Raw genomic sequence first — 18,958 nt, forward strand, 5'->3', positions numbered from 1 at the left:
ATTGAAAATGAAAGCGATTCCTTTATTGCCTCATGCAAGTTTTATCTTAAACGCCCGGATTCATTTCATCACTTCAGCGGAGGCGCCCATGTACAAAAGAATGATTGCATACACGTTAAAATACCGCCTGAGCTATATGATGATCGTAACGAATATTTGCATTGCGATTCTTCCCCTTTCCGTGCTTGGGACAATCGGCAGCATTGCTTACATGCATACGCTAAAGCAAAATGCGCTGGACAATATGGAGCAGTTCGTCAGCCTAACGAATAGCCGCTTCGACGATTATTTGAAGCGCATCGATCAACTATCCAAAGCAGTCTTCTATAATCCCAACATTCAGCAAATCGCGATCTCGGACACGCCTTGGCAGGAATCCCAATCGCAGTTGAAAAATATGAGCTCCTATATGTCCATCGATCCGACGATAAAGTCCATTGGTCTGATTGATATCAAAGGCTCAAACCTGGTGGCTACGGGCCAGGTATTGCGCAAAGAACTGGCGTTTCTATTGGCCAAAAACGAAATGAACGCGATCAGCCCCAAAATTCAAATTTCTCCCCCAATCGAAGGGACGGATAAGAAGCAGGGTCTGCTCGCCTATAGGCAGGTAAAATCCATTTACTCGAAACAGTATCTGCAGGATATTTATGTCGGCGTTATTTTGCTGGACATTCAGTGGATTCAGAACATTCTGCAGACGGGCAGCATGGGCGGAAAAGCGGATCTGTTTATCGTCAATGGGGAGGGGGATCTGATCGGTTCCTCTTCGGACCGAATGGATTATGAACAAATCCGGTCCGTTGTCTTGCGGCAGCCCGTCGACAGCGTGGCGGATATCCGCTTGGACGGAGAAAGCTACCTGTATCAATCGCTTCCGATCGAAAGCTTGAATTGGAAGTTTATCGCGTTAATCGAGAAGGACAAGCTGTTTGAAAAGGCAAACTTCATTCAACTGACGGTACTAGTTGTGGTTGCCATCGCGATCCTAGTCGTTGCGGCAGCGGCCGTCTCGTTTAACGTCCGGCTCACCCATCCCATTACCCGGCTGGTGGATGCGTTCGACAGCGCGGCAAGCGGTAATCTGGACGTCAAACTCAAATTCACCTATAAAAACGAGATAACGGTCATACAGAACCACTTTAACCATATGCTCCAGCAGATCAAGAAGCTGACGGTGAACCTTCTTCAATCGCAGCAGCAGCTGCATCAGACCGAAATGGACAAGCAGCTATTCCAGCTAAAAGGTCTGCAAAGCCAGATTAACGCGCATTTCTTGTATAACGTGCTGCATGCGATCCGGGGAATGTCGATGTCCAACGCGAAGAAGGAAGTCGCGGAAGCGATCGATAATCTGGTCCAGTATTTCCGGTATATCGTCCGCTACGATGAATACGTCTTGCTTCGCAAGGAGCTGGAGCATCTGGAGCGGTACATCGCCATTCAAAAAATCCGTTACGGTGACCGCTTGCAGTTCAAGGTGGATATGGATCCTTCGCTGAACAGCCGCTCGATCGTAAAGCTGATTTTACAGCCCTTGGTCGAAAACTCTCTTATGCACGGTCTTGAAGATAAAAACGGCCGTTGGATTATCCGGATCCGGGCTTATGCGGAGGATCACGCATGGAAGATCAGCGTCATGGATAATGGCCTTGGGATGACCGAAGAGAAACTGGAATGCCTGCGCGAAGAGATCGCGGGCATTAGAGTACCGCCCGAGAAGGAGAGCGCCGCTATAGGCCAAGGCATCGGACTGGTCAATATTCACAAGAGAATTCAAATCTATTACGGCGAGCCGTATGGACTTAGCGTTAGAAGCTGGGAAAATAAAGGTACGGTTGTAACGATTACGATCCCTTTGAACGGTAAGGAGGATGATGACGTTGTATAATTTGCTTCTGGTAGACGACGAGCCTTGGATTTTGAAAGACATGGAACAAATTATCGATTGGAACGCCGCGGGCTTCAGCATCGTTGCCAAGGCGAATGATGTCAATATCGCCGAAAGCCTGCTTCGCCGCATGCGAATCGACGTTATTATCAGCGATATCCGCATGCCGGGCAAGACCGGCCTGGATCTGCTGGCCTTCGTAAATCGGGTGTCGCCCAGCACATTGGTTATGTTTATGAGCGCCTACAGCGATTTCGCTTATGCCAAGCAGGCGATAGAAAAAGGCTGCTACAACTATTTGCTGAAGCCCGTTAATACGGGGGAGCTGCTGGTTGCGCTGGACAGCTGCGCGAAGCGGCTTCGGGAACGGGAACGGGAGCGCGGATTCCAGAAGGCGTACGACCAGTCCGTCATGCTGCTGGAATGGATTGAGAGCGATTTGACGATCCGGCAGACTCTTGGCCGTATTGCTTCCACCGGAGAAGCCTTTAAAGAGGCAGGGCAGTATGTTCTGATGACGGTCAAAAGCCAAGAGATGCTGACGGAGAGGGATTTGATGGATATCGACAATCTGCTCGAATCATACGGAATCGGCTGCTTCAAGTGCCGGAACAGCCCGCTCAAATCCACGTATTTGCTCGGTCTCCCCTTGCTCCCGGCCAAGACGCTCCGCAATCTATACCGGGAAGCGAGCCGCGAGGTATCCGCCCGCGGCTGGGATGCGGGGATAAGCCGTATCGGCTCGGCCGAGCATGGCGTGCATCGGCTGTACCAGCAATCCAATGCAATGGCGGATACGCCTAGTTTAAACGGAAGAAACGGTATTTACCGGTATAAGCAGCATGTCAATGCCGCCGTTCCGGCGCTGAAAGCGCAGATCGGCAAAGCAACGAGACTAGAGCATCTGGAAGCGGCCTTGTACGACATCCAGAAGGGAATTCAGCGCGGACGGATTCATTTGATCGGCTTAGCCGAGCTATATAATCTGTTTGTTATTTCGCTGTCCGGCCTCATCCCATCCGGGAGTGCGGTGGAAGAAGACTTCATTACTTCGCAGGATCTTCTCATTTATTACGGGAAGCCGCAGGATCTACTGGAAGAGATGATGCAATCCATCGAAGAGCACAAGAGGAGACCGGGCGAAGTTAATGCCCTCCCGATTGTCGAGGAGGTTACTCGCGATCTGGACCGCATGTACGCGCACCGGATCTCGCTGAAGGAGATGGCGCAGAAATACTATATCAGCCCCAACTATCTAAGCCATATGTTCAAACAGGAGAAGGGTCAGAGCTTTATCCACTATTTGATTCACAAAAGGCTGGAGGCGGCCGTTTCCTTGCTGAAAAAGGATATTCCTCTGTATGAGGTGGGCAAGCTGGTCGGTTACGATGATTACGCCCAGTTCAGCAAGCTGTTCAAGAAGCATCTCGGCATGTCGCCTCTGGAGTACAGGCAACGGAAAAACGCTTAGCCTTACATCCAGCAAGCCGTTCAACTCTTTTGCCATATCCGATGAGGTTGACCAGCCCGATCCCGGGATTTGGTCAACCTCATCTTTTTATTTCTATCCTCGTCTCGGCAGTCGAAACATCGTATAAAACCACAACCAAGCTTCCTGTTTGAGTACATATAATCGGGCCTTGGCCTATGCCACAATAGATTTACGACAAGGGCGCTAAGAGGCGTATCCCCTTGTTGCACATATCTAGGAGAGCAGGTGAAGCAACGATGGATTCAAGTTTGGCCAAGGCCATTTCAAATGCAGGCAAGGTCAAATCAACTGCCGGAAGCGAGCTGCGCAAGCGGATAATAGGCTATAGAATGCTTTATGTCATGCTGCTGCCGGCTATCGCGTTCCTTCTTATTTTCAACTACATTCCGATGTACGGGGCGACAATCGCCTTCAAGGACTTCTGGATAACGAAGGGGATTATGGGGAGTCCGTGGGTGGGGCTGGAGCACTTTCAGAAAATATTCGATACGGACAAGTTCTGGGAAGTATTCCGCAATACCATTGAGATTAATTTGCTGCGTCTCGTGTTTGGATTCCCGGCGCCTATCATTCTGGCGATTCTGCTAAATGAGGTCAGGCAAAAGTTTCTCAAGCGATCCATTCAAACGATTATTTATTTACCGCATTTTGTTTCCTGGGTAACCATTGCAGGCATTATTTTCTCCCTTCTCTCCACCGATGGACTGGTTAACAAAGTGGTCGTTGCCATAGGCGGGGAGCCGATCAACTTCCTGACGAATAACCAGATGTTCCGTCCTTTGTTAATCATTTCGGGGATTTGGAAGGAAGCCGGGTGGGGCACGATCATCTACATGGCGGCGCTCGCCGGCGTGAATCCGAATCTATTCGAAGCGGCCATGGTCGATGGCGCGAATCGGTTCAAACAGGCCATGTACATTACCCTTCCGAGTCTGCTTCCGATCATTTCCATCCTGCTTATACTGAACTTCGGCAGCATGATGACCGGCGGTTTCGATCAAGTATTCAACCTGTACAACACGATGGTGTACAAGAGCGGCGACGTCATTGACACCTATGTGTACCGGATCGGCCTGACGCAAGGCGAATACAGTATGGCGACCGCAATCGGGCTTTTCCTCAACGTCATCAACTTCACGCTTCTGATGATCGTGAATTACGTTTCCAAGAAGCTGAGCGGGCAAGGCATTTATTAAAGGCGGTGAATCCTGGCAATGAAAACAACTGGCCTGTCCGGTAAAATTTTCGATTCTGCAAATATCTTGGTTCTTATTCTGTTGGCGATTATTACGCTGTATCCGTTCTGGCATGTCCTTGTAGGTTCGGTTCTGCCCTACGAGCTAGCGGTCAAATCCGGCATTAACCTATTCCCGACCAAATGGACATTCGAAGCATACGGGTACGTGTTCTCCAAAAATACGATTCTCCAATCGTTGCTCGTGTCCCTGTTCGTGACCGTGCTGGGTACCCTGTACCAGCTGTTTATTACAGCGATTACGGCTTATCCGCTCATTAAGCAGGATTTACCGGGGCGTTCGGTTATCGTTTTATTCATGGTATTTACGATGTTTTTCTCCGGAGGACTTATCCCGTATTACCTGCTGATCAAAAATCTGGGGCTGGTCAACCATCTTGCGGTTATGATTATCCCGGCGGCGCTTAGCATGTACAATATGATTGTGCTTAAAACGTTTTTTCAGAGCATTCCGTTGGAGCTTGAGGAATCGGCCAAAATGGACGGAGCGGGCTACTTAACCATCTTCTTCAAAATTATTTTGCCGCTGTCCATTCCTTCGATGACGACGATCGGTTTGTTTATCGCGGTTGGTCAATGGAATAACTGGTATCAGCCGATGCTGTTCCTGAACGATAAGGAAATGTGGCCGCTTGCGATGCTGCTGCGGGATATTCTGATCAATAACAATACCAACATAACGGCTAGCGCGAGCGCCGTGAACGAACAGTTCATGCTGGCGGACACCATTAAGGACGCTATTGTCATGGTTTCCGTCATTCCGATTGTCATCGTCTATCCTTTCATTCAAAAGCATTTCGTGAAAGGGGTGATGATCGGTTCGATCAAGAGCTGATAGTTTTGCTTAAACCAAGCGTTGAATGAAAGCGGCAAGTCCAAGGAAGCAGACGAAAAGGGAGTTGGACAAGATATGTTTAATGCGAAAAAGAAATGGATAGCCGCGCTCGGCGTCGTGCCTCTTCTTGCCGGCGTGTTGGCCGGCTGCTCCGATAACGGAAAAACACCGGCAGCCGCTAGCGCCAGCCAGCAGCCGGAAAAATCCAAAGCTCCCGTTGAACTGACGGTATTCAGCTGGATGTTTGAAGGAGCGGATGCGCCGGAGTCGGCCATCTACAAGCGCTTGCAGGAAAAGCTGAACATCAAGATTAAGCCAATCGTAGCTTCTTGGAACGATTGGGAGGAGAAGCTTAACGTGATGATCGCATCAGGAGAGATGCCGGATGTGTTTATCTCCAACGGTATCGCCAAGCCGGTTCAGTACAAGCAATGGGTCAAGGAAGGACTCCTATTGAATCTATCCGACTACACGGCGCAGTACCCGAACATTGGCAAGTCGCTTGCTAACTTCGAGGTACTCACTAAAGCGACCGAGGGCAATCATTATGCGCTCCCGATTTACAACGAATCCGGCAGCGGTAAAAATTCGATTAACGGCCATAACATCCTTATCCGCCAGGACTGGCTGGATAAGCTGAACCTGAAGATGCCAACGACGATCGACGAATTTTACGAGGTCGCGAAGGCCTTTACGGAGAGCGATCCGGACGGCAACGGCATAAAGGATACTTACGGTTATACGTCCAGTTCCGGCGGCGTATGGTGGCAGTATCCGATCTTCAACGCGTTTGACGCCAGTACGGACCGCTTCAAGAAAAGCGCCGACGGCAAATGGGAGCCGGAGGTTATTTCTCCGGGAATGGAGCAGGCTCTCTCGTTCCTGAACAAGATGTACAACGACAAGGTGATCGATCCGGACTTCATGATCAATACGGATGACCAGAAAGTCGAGAAGTTTATCACCGGCAAAGTGGGCATGATCGTCAATAATTTAAACGCAACGTTCTATAACGATATCTACAATAAATTCAAAAAAGTCTATGAAGACAAAGACCCCAATACGATCATCAATTGGGTCGGAACGCTGAAGGGGGTTAACGGAGAGCAGCGGATGGACGGCTCAAGCAATTTCTGGTGCGAAACGTCTATCAACGCGGGTATTTCGGACGAGAAGAAGCAGAAGGCATTGGGACTGCTTGACTACCTGCTGTCCGACGAGGGTCAGAACCTGATGCTGTATGGCATTGAGAATATCCATTACAAAGTGGAAGACGGCAAAAAGGTTCCGATCATGACGCCGGAAGAACGCGACAAGGACAAAGGCTTCTCCCTGAAGGCGCTCGTATCTTGGAATACGGACTTCCTGCCGGAGAGCACGCCGAACCGCGAGCGTATTCTGGCTGCCGCCAAATCGACGGGAGATTATGCGGTTCCGAACCCGCTGGAGTTCCTGAACATAAGCGAAGATGCGCTGGATCCAAGCCTGGTAGGCGAGCTGAACGATTTGACTAATCAGAAGATCGTCGAGATGATCGTTAATTCCAAAAACGTATCGACCGACTTCGCGAAATTTAAAGAAGAATGGCTCGCGAAAGGCGGTACCAAACTCGTCGAGGAAACGAACAAGCAAGCCGTGGAGGAAGGCCGTTAAACGAAAACAAAGACGACCGATGATTTGCAGCGGTCGTCTTTTGTTTACTGCAATCGATCCGAAACCTTAGTCCCAGTTAATCGCCCGGAACGTCTTCGTCTCCGCCGATTCGCGCGCCTTGAGGCACTGTAGGGCGCTCAGCAAGCCGTCCTCGATAGGGCTGATTGAGGGATTATTATGTTGAATCATATCGATAAAATTGCGGGCAAGTACCTTGTCGCCCCCGAAGTGGCTTTGATCCGACTTGATCTGATAGGTTTCTATTCGATCGGTATGATGCATGAACACTTTGACGGTTTCGGTATAAAAATCAAACTCCACTGTTCCTTTGTAGCCAAGGAAACGCGCACCTCGGGCGGCGGCTCCCCTGCGGGCGAAAAAGTTCTGCGAGTAAGAGACATGCATCCCCGTGTCATAGGTGATAAGCGCGCTGCCGGAATCCTCGTTGCCCGTATCCGTGGCAAATACGCATTGCATTTTTTGGTCATACGCGGCGCTGTCGGGACAGTTATCCTTCTCGTCGCATTGATAGCAGTGCAAGCTGGCGAGCTTCTCGCCCTTATAGATTTGTTTAGAGGTCATGGCGCAAACACTGACGGGACGATTTTGCAGCACGTGATTGATGTAATCAAAATCATGCGTTGCTTTTTGCAGGAATAGCCCGCCGGTCAGCGACTCGTCCCGGTACCAATTATGGAAATAGACGGAGCCGTAAGGCACGTTATTTACAGCCTGAACATGCTCGATTGTTCCGATCTTGCCGGAATCCACGATTTCTTTGACAACCTGCACGATGTCGCAAACGCGAAGCGGAAAGGAAACGATAACGGGCGGATTCCATTCTTCCGCGCCTGCTTTTAACCGGAGCAGATCCTCCATCGTTGTTGCAACGGGCTTTTCCAAGAAAAGCGGGATACTCGTCGGGAAAACCTTCAAGGCCATCTCGGTGTGGAGATTGCACCTCGTACCGATCAGAATGCCGTCTAAATCAGCGGAAGCGAGCATCTCCTCCGGCGTATCGTAAAAAGCGGCGTGTTGCTCAAGCTGGGGTTCCTGTTGCCGATAAACGCTGCTCTGAGGATCAACGATGGCCGTTACCGTGCAGGCCGGCTCCAGCTTGATCATTTCCTGAATGACGTGTTGGATCCGGGATCCATATCCAATGACGCCTAACTTCATAGTAATTGCCTCCTTTAGTGGTGGTGATTGACTTGTCTCAGTATACGAAACAACGCCCCCCATTGGCTTTGTGCTGGCGGACGCATTATTTATCATTTTGGAAAGGGAGAGTGACTGCCGATGAATCTGGAACGAACGCATCTGAACCTGTTGTTTGACATTCGCAGCATCATAACGATGTTTTATTTTGAATTTGACGGGAATTACAGATTCCCGGGGGAGCAGCATGACTTCTGGGAGCTCGTATACGTCGATAAGGGAGAAATAGAGGTTGGCGCAGGCAGCCGGCGTTACATGTTGAAGCAAGGAGGACTCATATTTCATAAGCCGAACGAATTCCACAGCCTGACCGCGATACCCGGCAAAGCGCCAAATGTGATCGTCATGACCTTCGACTGCCATTCCAAGGAAATGGACCGGTTATCGGATAAAGTATTCCTGCTTGATCACGAGCAGCTTAGCGTCATGGCCCGTATTCTCAGCGAAGGGGCCAATGCCTTTGCGCTTCCCTTTCACTATCCGCTGGTCCGCAAACCGAATCCTTCGCTTGGCAGCGAGCAATTGGTGAAAATTCACCTGGAATCCCTTCTGATTTTGCTGCTGCGGGGCGATACGTCACGGGATTACGGAAGGGCGCCAATGCTGCTTACGAAGGAAAAGGAGGAGGCGCGGCTTGTATCTGCGATCGTGTCGCTTATGGAAGAAAGACTGTCCTCGCAACTGAGCTTGTTGGAGATCAGCCGGACGCTTCATATTGCCAATACGAAGCTGAAGGAGCAGTTCAAGCGCCATACGGGCAAGACGGTCATGGAGTATTACGCGCATATGAAGCTGGAGAAGGCCAAGCTGCTCATCCGCGAGGACGGTCATAACTTTACCGAAATAGCGCTCCAGCTGGGCTTTAGCAGCGTGCATTATTTCTCCAAGGCATTCAAGCGCTCGACCGGAATGAGTCCGTCCGAATACGCCAAGTCGGTCAAGGCAAGAAGCCGGATCGAGCAGAAGGCAAACGATTATTTTATATCTAATTTGGAGGTATCCATTTAAATGAGTCCACTGACTATTCAAGGCAAACAATTAATGCTGAACGATCGTCCGTTTCGAATTATAGCCGGCGCCATCCATTATTTTCGCGTTGTTCCGGAGTACTGGCGCGACCGCCTGCTTAAATTGAAGGCATGCGGGTTTAATACGGTTGAAACTTACGTGCCGTGGAATTTCCATGAGCCGGAGGAAGGCCGCTTTGTATTCGAGGGCATGGCGGATCTGGAGAAGTTCATCGCGCTTGCCGGCGAACTGGGATTGTACGCGATTGTTCGTCCAAGCCCGTACATTTGCGCGGAGTGGGAGTTTGGCGGATTGCCGGCATGGCTGCTCAAAGACCCCGGCATGCGCCTGCGCTGCAGCTATAAGCCGTTCCTGGACAAAGCGGATGCTTATTACGACGAACTGATCCCGCGCCTGACCCCGTTCCTGTCCACCAAGGGCGGTCCGCTCATCGCGATGCAGATCGAGAACGAGTACGGCAGCTACGGCAACGATAAAACGTATCTCAACTACCTGAAGGAAGCACTCGTCAAACGCGGCGTGGATGTACTGCTATTTACCTCTGACGGACCGGAAGATTTTATGCTGCAAGGCGGCATGGTTGAAGGCGTATGGGAAACGGTTAATTTCGGATCCCGTTCGGCTGAGGCATTCGCCAAGCTGCAGGAATATCAGCCGGATCAGCCGCTTATGTGCATGGAATTTTGGAACGGCTGGTTCGACCACTGGGGGGAGACTCATCATACCCGCGGCGCCGCGGATGTTGCCCTGGTGCTTGACGAGATGCTGGCAGCCGGTGCTTCGGTCAATTTCTATATGTTCCATGGGGGGACCAACTTCGGCTTTTTCAGCGGAGCGAACTACACGGACAGACTGCTTCCGACGGTTACGAGCTACGACTACGATTCGCCGCTTAGCGAGAGCGGGGAATTGACGGAGAAATATTATGCCGTTCGCGAAGTCATTGCCAAGTATGCGGAGCTCGGACCGCTTGAGCTGCCGGCGCAAATCGTGGCAAAAAGCTTCGGTAGCGTGCGTATGACTGGCCAAGCTCGGCTGCTCGCTTCGCTTGATGAGTTGTCCGTACCGATTCCAAGCGTGTGCCCGGAGCCGATGGAGCAGTATGGCCAAAACTCGGGGTTTATCCTGTACGCGACGCATTTAACCGGCCCGCGTCCGGCAAGCCGCCTCAACCTGCAGGAGGTTCATGACCGCGCGCTTATCTTTATTGACGGCGTGTTCAAAGGCGTTATTGAACGCTCCAACCCGGAGCATGATCTCGTATTTGACGTACCGCCCGGCGGCGTGGAGCTGGCCATTCTCGTCGAGAATATGGGACGGATCAATTACGGTCCGCACATGAAGGATGTTAAGGGAATTACCGAAGGCGTACGTTTCGGACAGCAGTTCCTGTTTAATTGGACGGTGCGCCCGTTGCCGCTGGATGACCTGTCCAAACTGCAATTTTCTGCTTTAAGCAGTCAACCGTGCCTTCAGCCGTCCTTCTATCGGGGCGAGTTCGAAGTGGATGAGCCGGCCGACACGTTCCTAAGCATGAAAGGGTGGACCAAGGGTGTTGCCTATATGAACGGCTTTAATCTGGGTCGTTATTGGGAGATTGCGCCTCAAGAAACGTTGTACATTCCGGGGCCGCTGCTCCGCACGGGCAAAAACGAGATCATCGTATTCGAGCTGCACGCAGCGGAGTCCGCAAGCGTTAGCCTGCTGGACTGCCCGGTATTAAATAAGCAATAACAGTCAGCCCGCGAGCCCTAGAGGTGTTCGCGGGATTTTTTTCGGAGATGCCCTCACTACGGTGCACTATGCTCTTAACTATCCGAATAATCAGAAAACGACATATCAAATAAAGCGCTTACAACATATTGAAGTTATTTTTATTGTGCTACATTCTTGTGGAAATCCAAATAGAATGGAGGAAAGAAGATTGAGGAGATTACGTCAGACTCGCTGCGTACTGATTTTGACAGCTATTTTGTTACTCTTCACTAGCGTAGTCCCGGGTTTATCGATGTCCAAGGCATTGGCGTCCGGCACGCTGTTTGAAGATGATTTCGAGGACGGGAACGCGGATGGTTGGCAAACCACGTCGGGAATTTGGGCCGTCGCAACTAGCGGATCTAACAAGACGTACAAGCAAAGCAAGCCGGATAACAGCGGGGAAGCCCTCGCCGGATCAACCCTCTGGACGGACTACACGCTTGTAGCCGATGTGAAACTTCTGAGCGGCAGCGGAGCGATTCTGAAATTCCGGTACCAAAGCAGCCTGCAGCATTACTTTCTGTACATGTCCCAGACCTCGATCCAGATCTTGAAGCAAACCGCTTCAGGGCAGCAATCCATCGGGTATTATGGCGGCAGCGGTCTACTGAGCGCTTCACAGTTTACGACGATGAAAGTACAGGTAACGGGAAGCACGATCACGGTCTACCGTAACGGCAATGCGTTACTATCAGCAACCGACTCTTCCTATTCCTCCGGCAAAATCGGGTTAGCGACATGGGATACGACGGCCGAGTTTGACCATGTTGCGGTGACTTCCACTACGGGAAATACGTATTATGTCAGCAACAGCCTGGGAAATGACGGCAACAGCGGTCTCAGCCCAACCACGCCTTGGAAAACAATGGCCAAGGTCAGCGGCATGACCTTTCAGCCTGGCGACTGCATTTTGCTCAAAGCAGGCGACACCTGGAATGAAAGGCTTACGCTGAAGGGCACGGGTACGATAAACAATCCGATTACGGTTACTTCGTATGATTCCGGAAACAAGCCGGTCATAAGCGCCAACGCGCCAAATAGCGGAGTCGTTTATGGCCAAAACCTGAATCACTGGTTGATTCGCGGATTGGCTGTTAAGGTGATCCCTTCCGCCAATCTTGTGTATACCAACAAATCAACCGGAATTCTCGTTGAATACGATACGACCAAGGTTCACGAAGGACTTCGGATTGAAGGCAACGAGGTGTACAGCACGACCCCGGACTCCAACACCTATGGCATCAATATCGTATCCTACGTACAAGGCTCGTCCTATGGTCTAGTAGCAAAGGATATGGTCATTGCCGGCAATAAAATCCATGATCTAGGCTGGTATGCCATCATTACGGCAGGCTGGGATTCGGCTAACGGCACAAGCTTTCATTCGCAGGAGTCTTATCAAAATTTCTATGTGGCCGAGAATGAAGTCACGAATATGGGGAACCAAGGAATCGTCATTGGAAACGCGCATGACTCGGCTATCGAGCGAAACGTTGTTCGTGCCGGGGGCCAAGCCAACTCCAACGGGTACGGCCCGGGAGGCCTATGGTATGTCTCCTCCCGAGACTCCGTTATCCGCTTCAATGAAGTATCGGAGATGAAAGATTCCGGATCCGGTTATGACGGTGCCGGCATTAACATTGACTGGTATTGCTCCAACATTACCGTTCAATATAATTACTCGCATGATAATAAAGGCAACGGCTTCACCACGATGAGCAACAACGGAGGTAAAATTCTTAGCAACAAGGCAAGAGGAAACAAGGGTGAGCAGACAAACGGCAGAGGTCAAATCGCGCTCGGGAATTTTACCGGTCTGCCTGCAAAGTCAACGGGGACGCATAACATGGAGGTTTCCGGGAATACGATTATCGTTGACATAGCCGGCACAAACGGCATGAACAGCGCATTCTCCGATGATGGCGTAACGCCGGTCGCCGGCCTCTGGACGGGCAACAAGATCGCCAATAACAACATTGTCCTGAAATCGGGTTTTGCGGGCACCTCCGTTTTTAATATCGGTACAAACGCGATTATTGACGAAATAAAGAACAACCGCATTTACAGCAGCAACTCGACGTTTATAGCAAGCAACAACGGTACGGCCTATAACGATTTATCCGCGTGGCAGTCGGGTACCGGCTACGATTCAGGTACGCAGCTGCTTGCTCTAGACAACACGCTGCCGTCAACCGTCTCGGCTGTCACGTCAACGCTAAACGGCGGCTATGTGCAATTGAGCTGGTCGGCTGCTGCGGATTCGGGAAGCGGGATCGCTCACTACAATATTTACCGCGGTACGACACCGGGATTTACGCCTGCTTATTCCAATATGGTTGGGGAATCGACCGTAACGTCCTTCCTGGATAAGGAACGTCCCAAATCCAACACGACCTACTACTACAAAATAGAGGCCGAGGACTATAACGGAAACAATGGTTCTTCTTCAGCTGCCTACACAGCGGTTACCGGATTTATATCTTAGTCAAGCAAGCCAGCTCGTCCTCTAGGGGCGGGTTTTTTTTTGCAAGCTTAGAATCAATTAAAAACCACATGAAAGGTTAAGCACTTACTACATATATAGGGTCAAACCGGGGTGATATATTGGATCTATTGTAACGATCCAAACCAATCAAATGGAGGAAATTATGATGCGTAGCATGACTCATCGGGTTTTTATCGTGTTATTGGCATTTCTTTTGATTACTATGAGTGTTACTCAACTCGGGATGGCTGCGTCGGCTGATACAGCCGATCCGATTCTGTTCAAGGACGGTTTCGACGAAGCTGGATCGGAGGCTTGGACGCCCGTTAGCGGAACATGGGGAACCGAAAACAGCAGCGCAGCCTCATTGTTTTCGGATGATTTTGAAAGCGGAAACATAAACCAATGGACGAACAATGCCGGCAACTGGTCCAGTGTAACGGAGGATACGCAAAAAGCTTATAAACAAAACAAGGAGGAGGGGGCATCGGATTTGCTCGCTGGCGAGCTGTCCTGGACGGATTATGCCTTGGAGTCCAACGTGAAGCTGATTAGCGGTACGGGAGCGATGATGAAGTTTCGGTATCAGGACGAACAGCATTTTTACTTTCTGTACATGTCGAACGATTATATCAAAATCATGAAACAGAACGGTTCCGCCCAGGAATGGATCGGGCAATACAACGGTCCGTCCCTCGATCCAGCAAAATTCGTGAACATCAAGGTGACGGCGGAAAGCAACAGCTTCCTAGTATATTTAGACGGGGAGCTGGTACTGAAGGCATCCGATGCAGCCGCTCCTTATATATCCGGTAAAATCGGCCTTGCCACCTGGTCGACCGTTGTGGTGTTCGATGAGGTCAAGGTGTCGGGAAGCGAATCCAATCAGGTGTACAGCCAGACGGACGCAAGCGGCGGCGAAGCTTATGCCGGAGAAGGAACCTGGAAGAACTATTCCGTGCAAACGCTAATCAAGAAAGGCGAACTTTCGGCCGACGGGTCAGTTGGAGTGACGCTTCGCAGGCAAGCGAACGGTGACGGATACCGCATGCAGTATTCGGGAAGCGGCATGCTTCAAATCGTGAAGGTGGAAGACGGAATCGAAACAATGCTTGATGAAGCGCCGTTTACGATGAACAGCGGCACCTCGTATCTGCTTAGATGCGTTTCTGCAGGCAAATTCCTGGAATTGTACGTCAATGGAGCCAAGTATGCATCGGCGCAGGATACCAAGTACTCATCGGGCAACATTGCGCTGCTTAACGTGAAGGCGAAAGCCAGCTATGACAGCGTAATCGTCTCCGCGGAATCTCCGCCTGCCATTTCGGAGGGGAATACCGCCTACTATATTAGTTCCGGCACGGGTGACGATACCAACGACGGTCTGACCGAAGCGACAGCATGGAAGACTATGGGGAAAATCAGCGCCATGACCTTTCAGCCGGGCGACCGCATTTTGCTTAAATCCGGCGATGTCTGGAAGGAGAGGTTGACCCTGAAGGGGATGGGATCGATGGAAGACCCGATCACGATCACCTCTTACGGGACGGGCAGCAAGCCGAAAATCTCCGCGAATGCTCCGGGCAGCGGGGTTGTGCTCGGCTTAAATCTGAGCCACTGGCTCATTCAAGGCTTGGCAGTTGAGGCTATCCCTTCCTCGACGCTTGCCTGGGGCAATGTAACCAACGGCATCAAGATCGAATACGATAACTCCCGTGTTTACGAGGGACTGAGGATCGACGGCAACGAAGTATTCAGCACGTCGCCAGACACGAACACAAACGGTATCGTTATTACGGCTAACGTGCCGGGAACGGATTTTAAGGAAATTGCAAACGACATTACCATCTCGGGCAATAACGTGCATGACCTGGGCTGGTACGGCATCACGTCATCCGGCTGGGATAACGTGAAACAAGAAGAGCTGCGCTCCCAGTTGTCTTACGGCAACCTCTATGTCACGGACAATGAAGTGGTCAACATGGGGAACCAAGGCATCGTTATACAGAACGCACATGACTCAGCGATTGAACACAATATCGTGCGTGCGGGCGGACAAGCCGACTCGAACGGCTACGGACCCGGCGGTCTTTGGTATATCGCATCGCGGGATTCCGTTATCCGTTTCAATGAAGTATCCGAGATGAAGGATTCCGAATCCGGCTATGACGGAGCGGGGATCAACGTTGACTGGTATTGCGATAACATTACGGTCGAATACAACTACACGCACGACAACAAGGGTAACGGCTTTACAACGATGAGTAACCGCGGCACGAAAATCCTCAACAACAAAGCGAAGGGCAACAAGGGCGAGCAAGGCAACGGACGCGGCCAAATCGCGCTTGGCAGCTTTACGGGACGTCCGGATCTGTCCACAGGTCTTCACGACATTGAGGTGGCAGGCAATACGGTTATCGTGGATGCGGAAGGCACAAACGGGATTAACAGTGCGTCGAATCCGTATGGATTTTATTCCGGTGACCGCATTCGCAACAATAACATTGTGATGAAAGAAGGCGTACCTAATACATCCGTATTCAGCATCGGCAGCGATACGCGGTTTGACGAGATCGATCATAACCGCGTTTATAGCCTGGATAGCGCGTTCCGTGCCAGCCAGTACGGGACGGATTACGACAGCCTCGCATCCTGGCAGACGGCTACCGGCTTTGACTCAAGCACGCGTGTATTTGGTGCAGACAACTCACTGCCAGGCGAAGTCCGGAATCTGGCGGCTGCCGTTAACGGATATATTCAATTGAACTGGTCCGCCTCATCCGATGAAGGTAGCGGCGTTGCGCACTACAATATTTACCGCGGCATAACGGCCGGCTTTACTCCGTCCTATGCCAATATGGTGGGCGAGTCAAAGGAAACGTCCTTTATCGACCGCGAGCGGCCAGCATCCAATCAAACCTATTACTACAAGGTGGAAGCAGAAGATTACAGCGGCAACGCGGGTCCGGCATCGGCGGCCCTTCAGGCCGTAACGGGTGATATTCCTGCCGCTACGGCTCCGGAAAAGGTTGTCGATTTTACGGTTCTGCGCGAGGGCGACACGATCCGTACCGCCGAATTCACCGTTATGCCGTACCTGGCGAATTTCGGAGCTATTGCCAAGGTAGAGTTGTACGCAGACGGATTACGACTTGCGGAACTGACGCAGCACCCTTATACCTACACGGTTAAAGGTCTCGGCACCGGCGAGCATACGCTGCAATATCGCGTGTACGAGCAGAGCGGGGCGGCTACGGAATCTGCTGCGATTACCATTTCGAAGGAGCATAACGCTTTGCGCAGTCTTTCCGTCGCCGATGCGCCTGTCATGGACGGTAATCTGGAGGAGTGGAACACGCTTGGCTTTGCCATGGATCAGGCGGCGCAGGTTAAAGAAACGGAAGAAGGCTTTAAGGAAAGCTGGACGCCTCAGAAGCTGTCGGGCAATGGATACACGAGCTGGGATAGCCATAATCTATACTTTGCGGCGGAAATTACGGAGGAGCATCATAACCTTGCGATAACGAATGCCGCCGATTTATGGAAGGGCTCAAGCATTCAGCTCGCTATCGATCCGCGGAAAAGCAATAATCCGGGAGCCAATGGATATACCGAGATTGCTTACGGCTTGTCCAACTCGGGCCAAATGCTGGCGTACCGCTATAACGCGGTTACCGGTCATGAGACTGGTGAATTCACCGCCGGTTCGTTCCATGTCAGCCGGAATGAAGAAACAAAGAAGACCATCTATGAGATTGCCATCCCTTGGAGCGAATTGCTGCCGGCAGGAGTGAGTGCCGAAGAGGGCTCAGAGCTTGGCATTTCCTTCTTGGCCAACTATAGCGACGGCAGCCGTCCGAATGCAGGAAACGGTGATGTTCGGAACGGCTGGATCGAGTATAACAGCGGCATTGGCTCTATTAAGGCACCGGATCAGTTTGGATATTTATTATTGAAAAACACGCCTTTTAACGCGCCTTCCATTACAGGCGAAGCGGAGGGTCAAACCGTGAAGTTCAGTTGGCCGGCTTCCGCAGATGCAACCGGATACCGTTTGCTTTACGGCAAAGAAAGCGGCGTTTATTCAAATGGATGGAATATTGGCGGCGCTACGAAATACGAAACGAATGCACTCAGTTCGGGTAAGTATTATTTCGTTGTTCAAGCCTATAACGCATATGGCGAAAGCGTTCTGTCGCAAGAAACGACTCTGACGGTAACTGGGGGAAATAGCATCCCGATACCAACGCCAAATCAGAGCAGCGATCCGACTGTAGTCAGCAGCGTAAAGATGGAAAACGGAAAAGCGGTTGCGGAGCTGGGAGCTCAGCATCAAAGGGCACTAATAACATTGAGCAAGCTGACTGGCGTTGAACTGCAGGTGAGACGGGGAGATGCGATGGTTACATTGAGCGCGCCTGCTTTAAAAGCGTTGAGAGCAAAGGCTGGAAGCGACGATGTATTCGTGGACGTAAGCTTGAATCCGGTAACGGATGCGGTAACCCCCAGTATGTTAAGAGCCGCGGGTCAGTCCTATAGGATAAGCATAAAATTGCTCGTTGACGGCAAGCGCCAGCCGGTAGAGTTTGAAGACGGAGCGGTAAACGTAACGCTTCCTTTCGATTCCTGGAAGGCAGATTCCGAGCTTGGCGGCGTATACTTTAATGATGAGAAGGCTGCTCGCTGGAACTATAGCGGCGGGGATGCGGATGCCGCGAGCAATAAAATAGCTTTCGAGTTCGGAGATTCCGGCGTATATGCTCCGTTTGAATTCAAGAAGTCATTCAAGGACGTGCCTGCCGGACATTGGGCGGAGCGTACGATTCAAATTCTGGCCGCCAAGCATGTGGTGCAGGGAACAAGCGAAGAGCTTTTTAGTCCGAACCGTTCAACAAACCGCGCCGAGTTTGCGGCGCTATTAGTAAATATGCTGCATCTGAACCCGGCTGGCAAGGCTGCTGTCTTCAACGATGTTCAGCCCGATGCTTGGTATGCGGATTCTGTCTCGGCCGCCGTTGAAGCAGGCATCATATTGGGTCGGAGCGCGGATCAGTTCGCCCCGGGGGAATCCATCACCCGCGCCGAGATGGCCGCCATGGCCGTCCGGGCATTGGGGCTTCAGGTCCAAGCGGGAGCGACAAGCTCCTTCGCCGATGCGTACAGCATTCCGGCATGGGCGCAATCCTATGTTGCGGCTGCCTCTCAGTCAGGCATAATCAACGGAGTAGGCCAAAATCAATTTGCACCCGAGCGTGAGGCGACTCGCGCGGAAGCAGCACAGATCGTACTGAACATGATGGAGGTTTTAAAGGCACGCAAATAGAGCATAGGAGAATCTTGAC

The 18,958-nt window shown here is 51.2% G+C and carries 10 protein-coding genes; 9 read left to right on the forward strand and 1 reads right to left on the reverse strand.

Annotated elements, in window-relative coordinates; translation table 11 throughout:
- Positions 1-88 precede the first annotated feature (88 nt).
- The 5 genes from PJDR2_RS06090 to PJDR2_RS06110 all read left to right on the forward strand — a co-directional run bounded on the left by PJDR2_RS06090 (position 89) and on the right by PJDR2_RS06110 (position 7,126).
- Positions 89-1,891 carry a cache domain-containing sensor histidine kinase gene (locus PJDR2_RS06090; protein ID WP_015842782.1) on the forward strand — a complete coding sequence of 601 codons (1,803 nt, stop codon included), beginning with the start codon at positions 89-91 and terminating at the stop codon, positions 1,889-1,891.
- Positions 1,884-3,362 carry a response regulator transcription factor gene (locus tag PJDR2_RS06095; RefSeq protein ID WP_015842783.1) on the forward strand — a complete coding sequence of 493 codons (1,479 nt, stop codon included), beginning with the start codon at positions 1,884-1,886 and terminating at the stop codon, positions 3,360-3,362. Before PJDR2_RS06090 ends, PJDR2_RS06095 begins: the two co-directional genes overlap by 8 nt.
- Positions 3,363-3,619: 257 nt before the next feature.
- A complete protein-coding gene (locus PJDR2_RS06100) occupies positions 3,620-4,579 on the forward strand; it encodes an ABC transporter permease (protein ID WP_015842784.1) in 960 nt (319 codons plus the stop codon).
- A gap of 18 nt (positions 4,580-4,597) precedes the next feature.
- The gene (locus tag PJDR2_RS06105; RefSeq protein WP_015842785.1) at positions 4,598-5,473 is read left to right on the forward strand and encodes a carbohydrate ABC transporter permease; all 876 of its coding nucleotides are present in this window, start codon (positions 4,598-4,600) and stop codon (positions 5,471-5,473) included.
- A 75-nt stretch (positions 5,474-5,548) separates the two neighbouring features.
- Positions 5,549-7,126: an extracellular solute-binding protein gene (locus PJDR2_RS06110; RefSeq protein WP_015842786.1), complete on the forward strand. Its 1,578-nt coding sequence runs from the start codon at positions 5,549-5,551 to the stop codon at positions 7,124-7,126.
- 66 nt (positions 7,127-7,192) lie between these two features.
- Here the strand turns inward: PJDR2_RS06110 and PJDR2_RS06115 are convergent, their stop codons facing one another.
- Positions 7,193-8,305: a Gfo/Idh/MocA family protein gene (locus PJDR2_RS06115; protein WP_015842787.1), complete on the reverse strand. Its 1,113-nt coding sequence runs from the start codon at positions 8,303-8,305 to the stop codon at positions 7,193-7,195.
- Positions 8,306-8,425: 120 nt separating this feature from the next.
- Between PJDR2_RS06115 and PJDR2_RS06120 the strand changes: the two genes are divergently transcribed.
- The 4 genes from PJDR2_RS06120 (at position 8,426) to PJDR2_RS06135 (ending at position 18,939) form a co-directional block, all read left to right on the forward strand.
- Entirely contained in the window at positions 8,426-9,352 is a 927-nt protein-coding gene (locus tag PJDR2_RS06120; protein ID WP_015842788.1) for an AraC family transcriptional regulator, read from the forward strand.
- Positions 9,353-11,107: a glycoside hydrolase family 35 protein gene (locus PJDR2_RS06125; RefSeq protein WP_015842789.1), complete on the forward strand. Its 1,755-nt coding sequence runs from the start codon at positions 9,353-9,355 to the stop codon at positions 11,105-11,107.
- Between the two features lie 190 nt (positions 11,108-11,297).
- Positions 11,298-13,616 carry a family 16 glycoside hydrolase gene (locus PJDR2_RS06130; RefSeq protein ID WP_015842790.1) on the forward strand — a complete coding sequence of 773 codons (2,319 nt, stop codon included), beginning with the start codon at positions 11,298-11,300 and terminating at the stop codon, positions 13,614-13,616.
- Between the two features lie 163 nt (positions 13,617-13,779).
- Positions 13,780-18,939, forward strand: a complete 5,160-nt coding sequence (locus PJDR2_RS06135; protein ID WP_015842791.1) for an S-layer homology domain-containing protein — start codon at positions 13,780-13,782, stop codon at positions 18,937-18,939.
- Positions 18,940-18,958: the final 19 nt, after the last annotated feature.

Source organism: Paenibacillus sp. JDR-2 (assembly GCF_000023585.1).
Lineage (GTDB): Bacteria > Bacillota > Bacilli > Paenibacillales > Paenibacillaceae > Pristimantibacillus.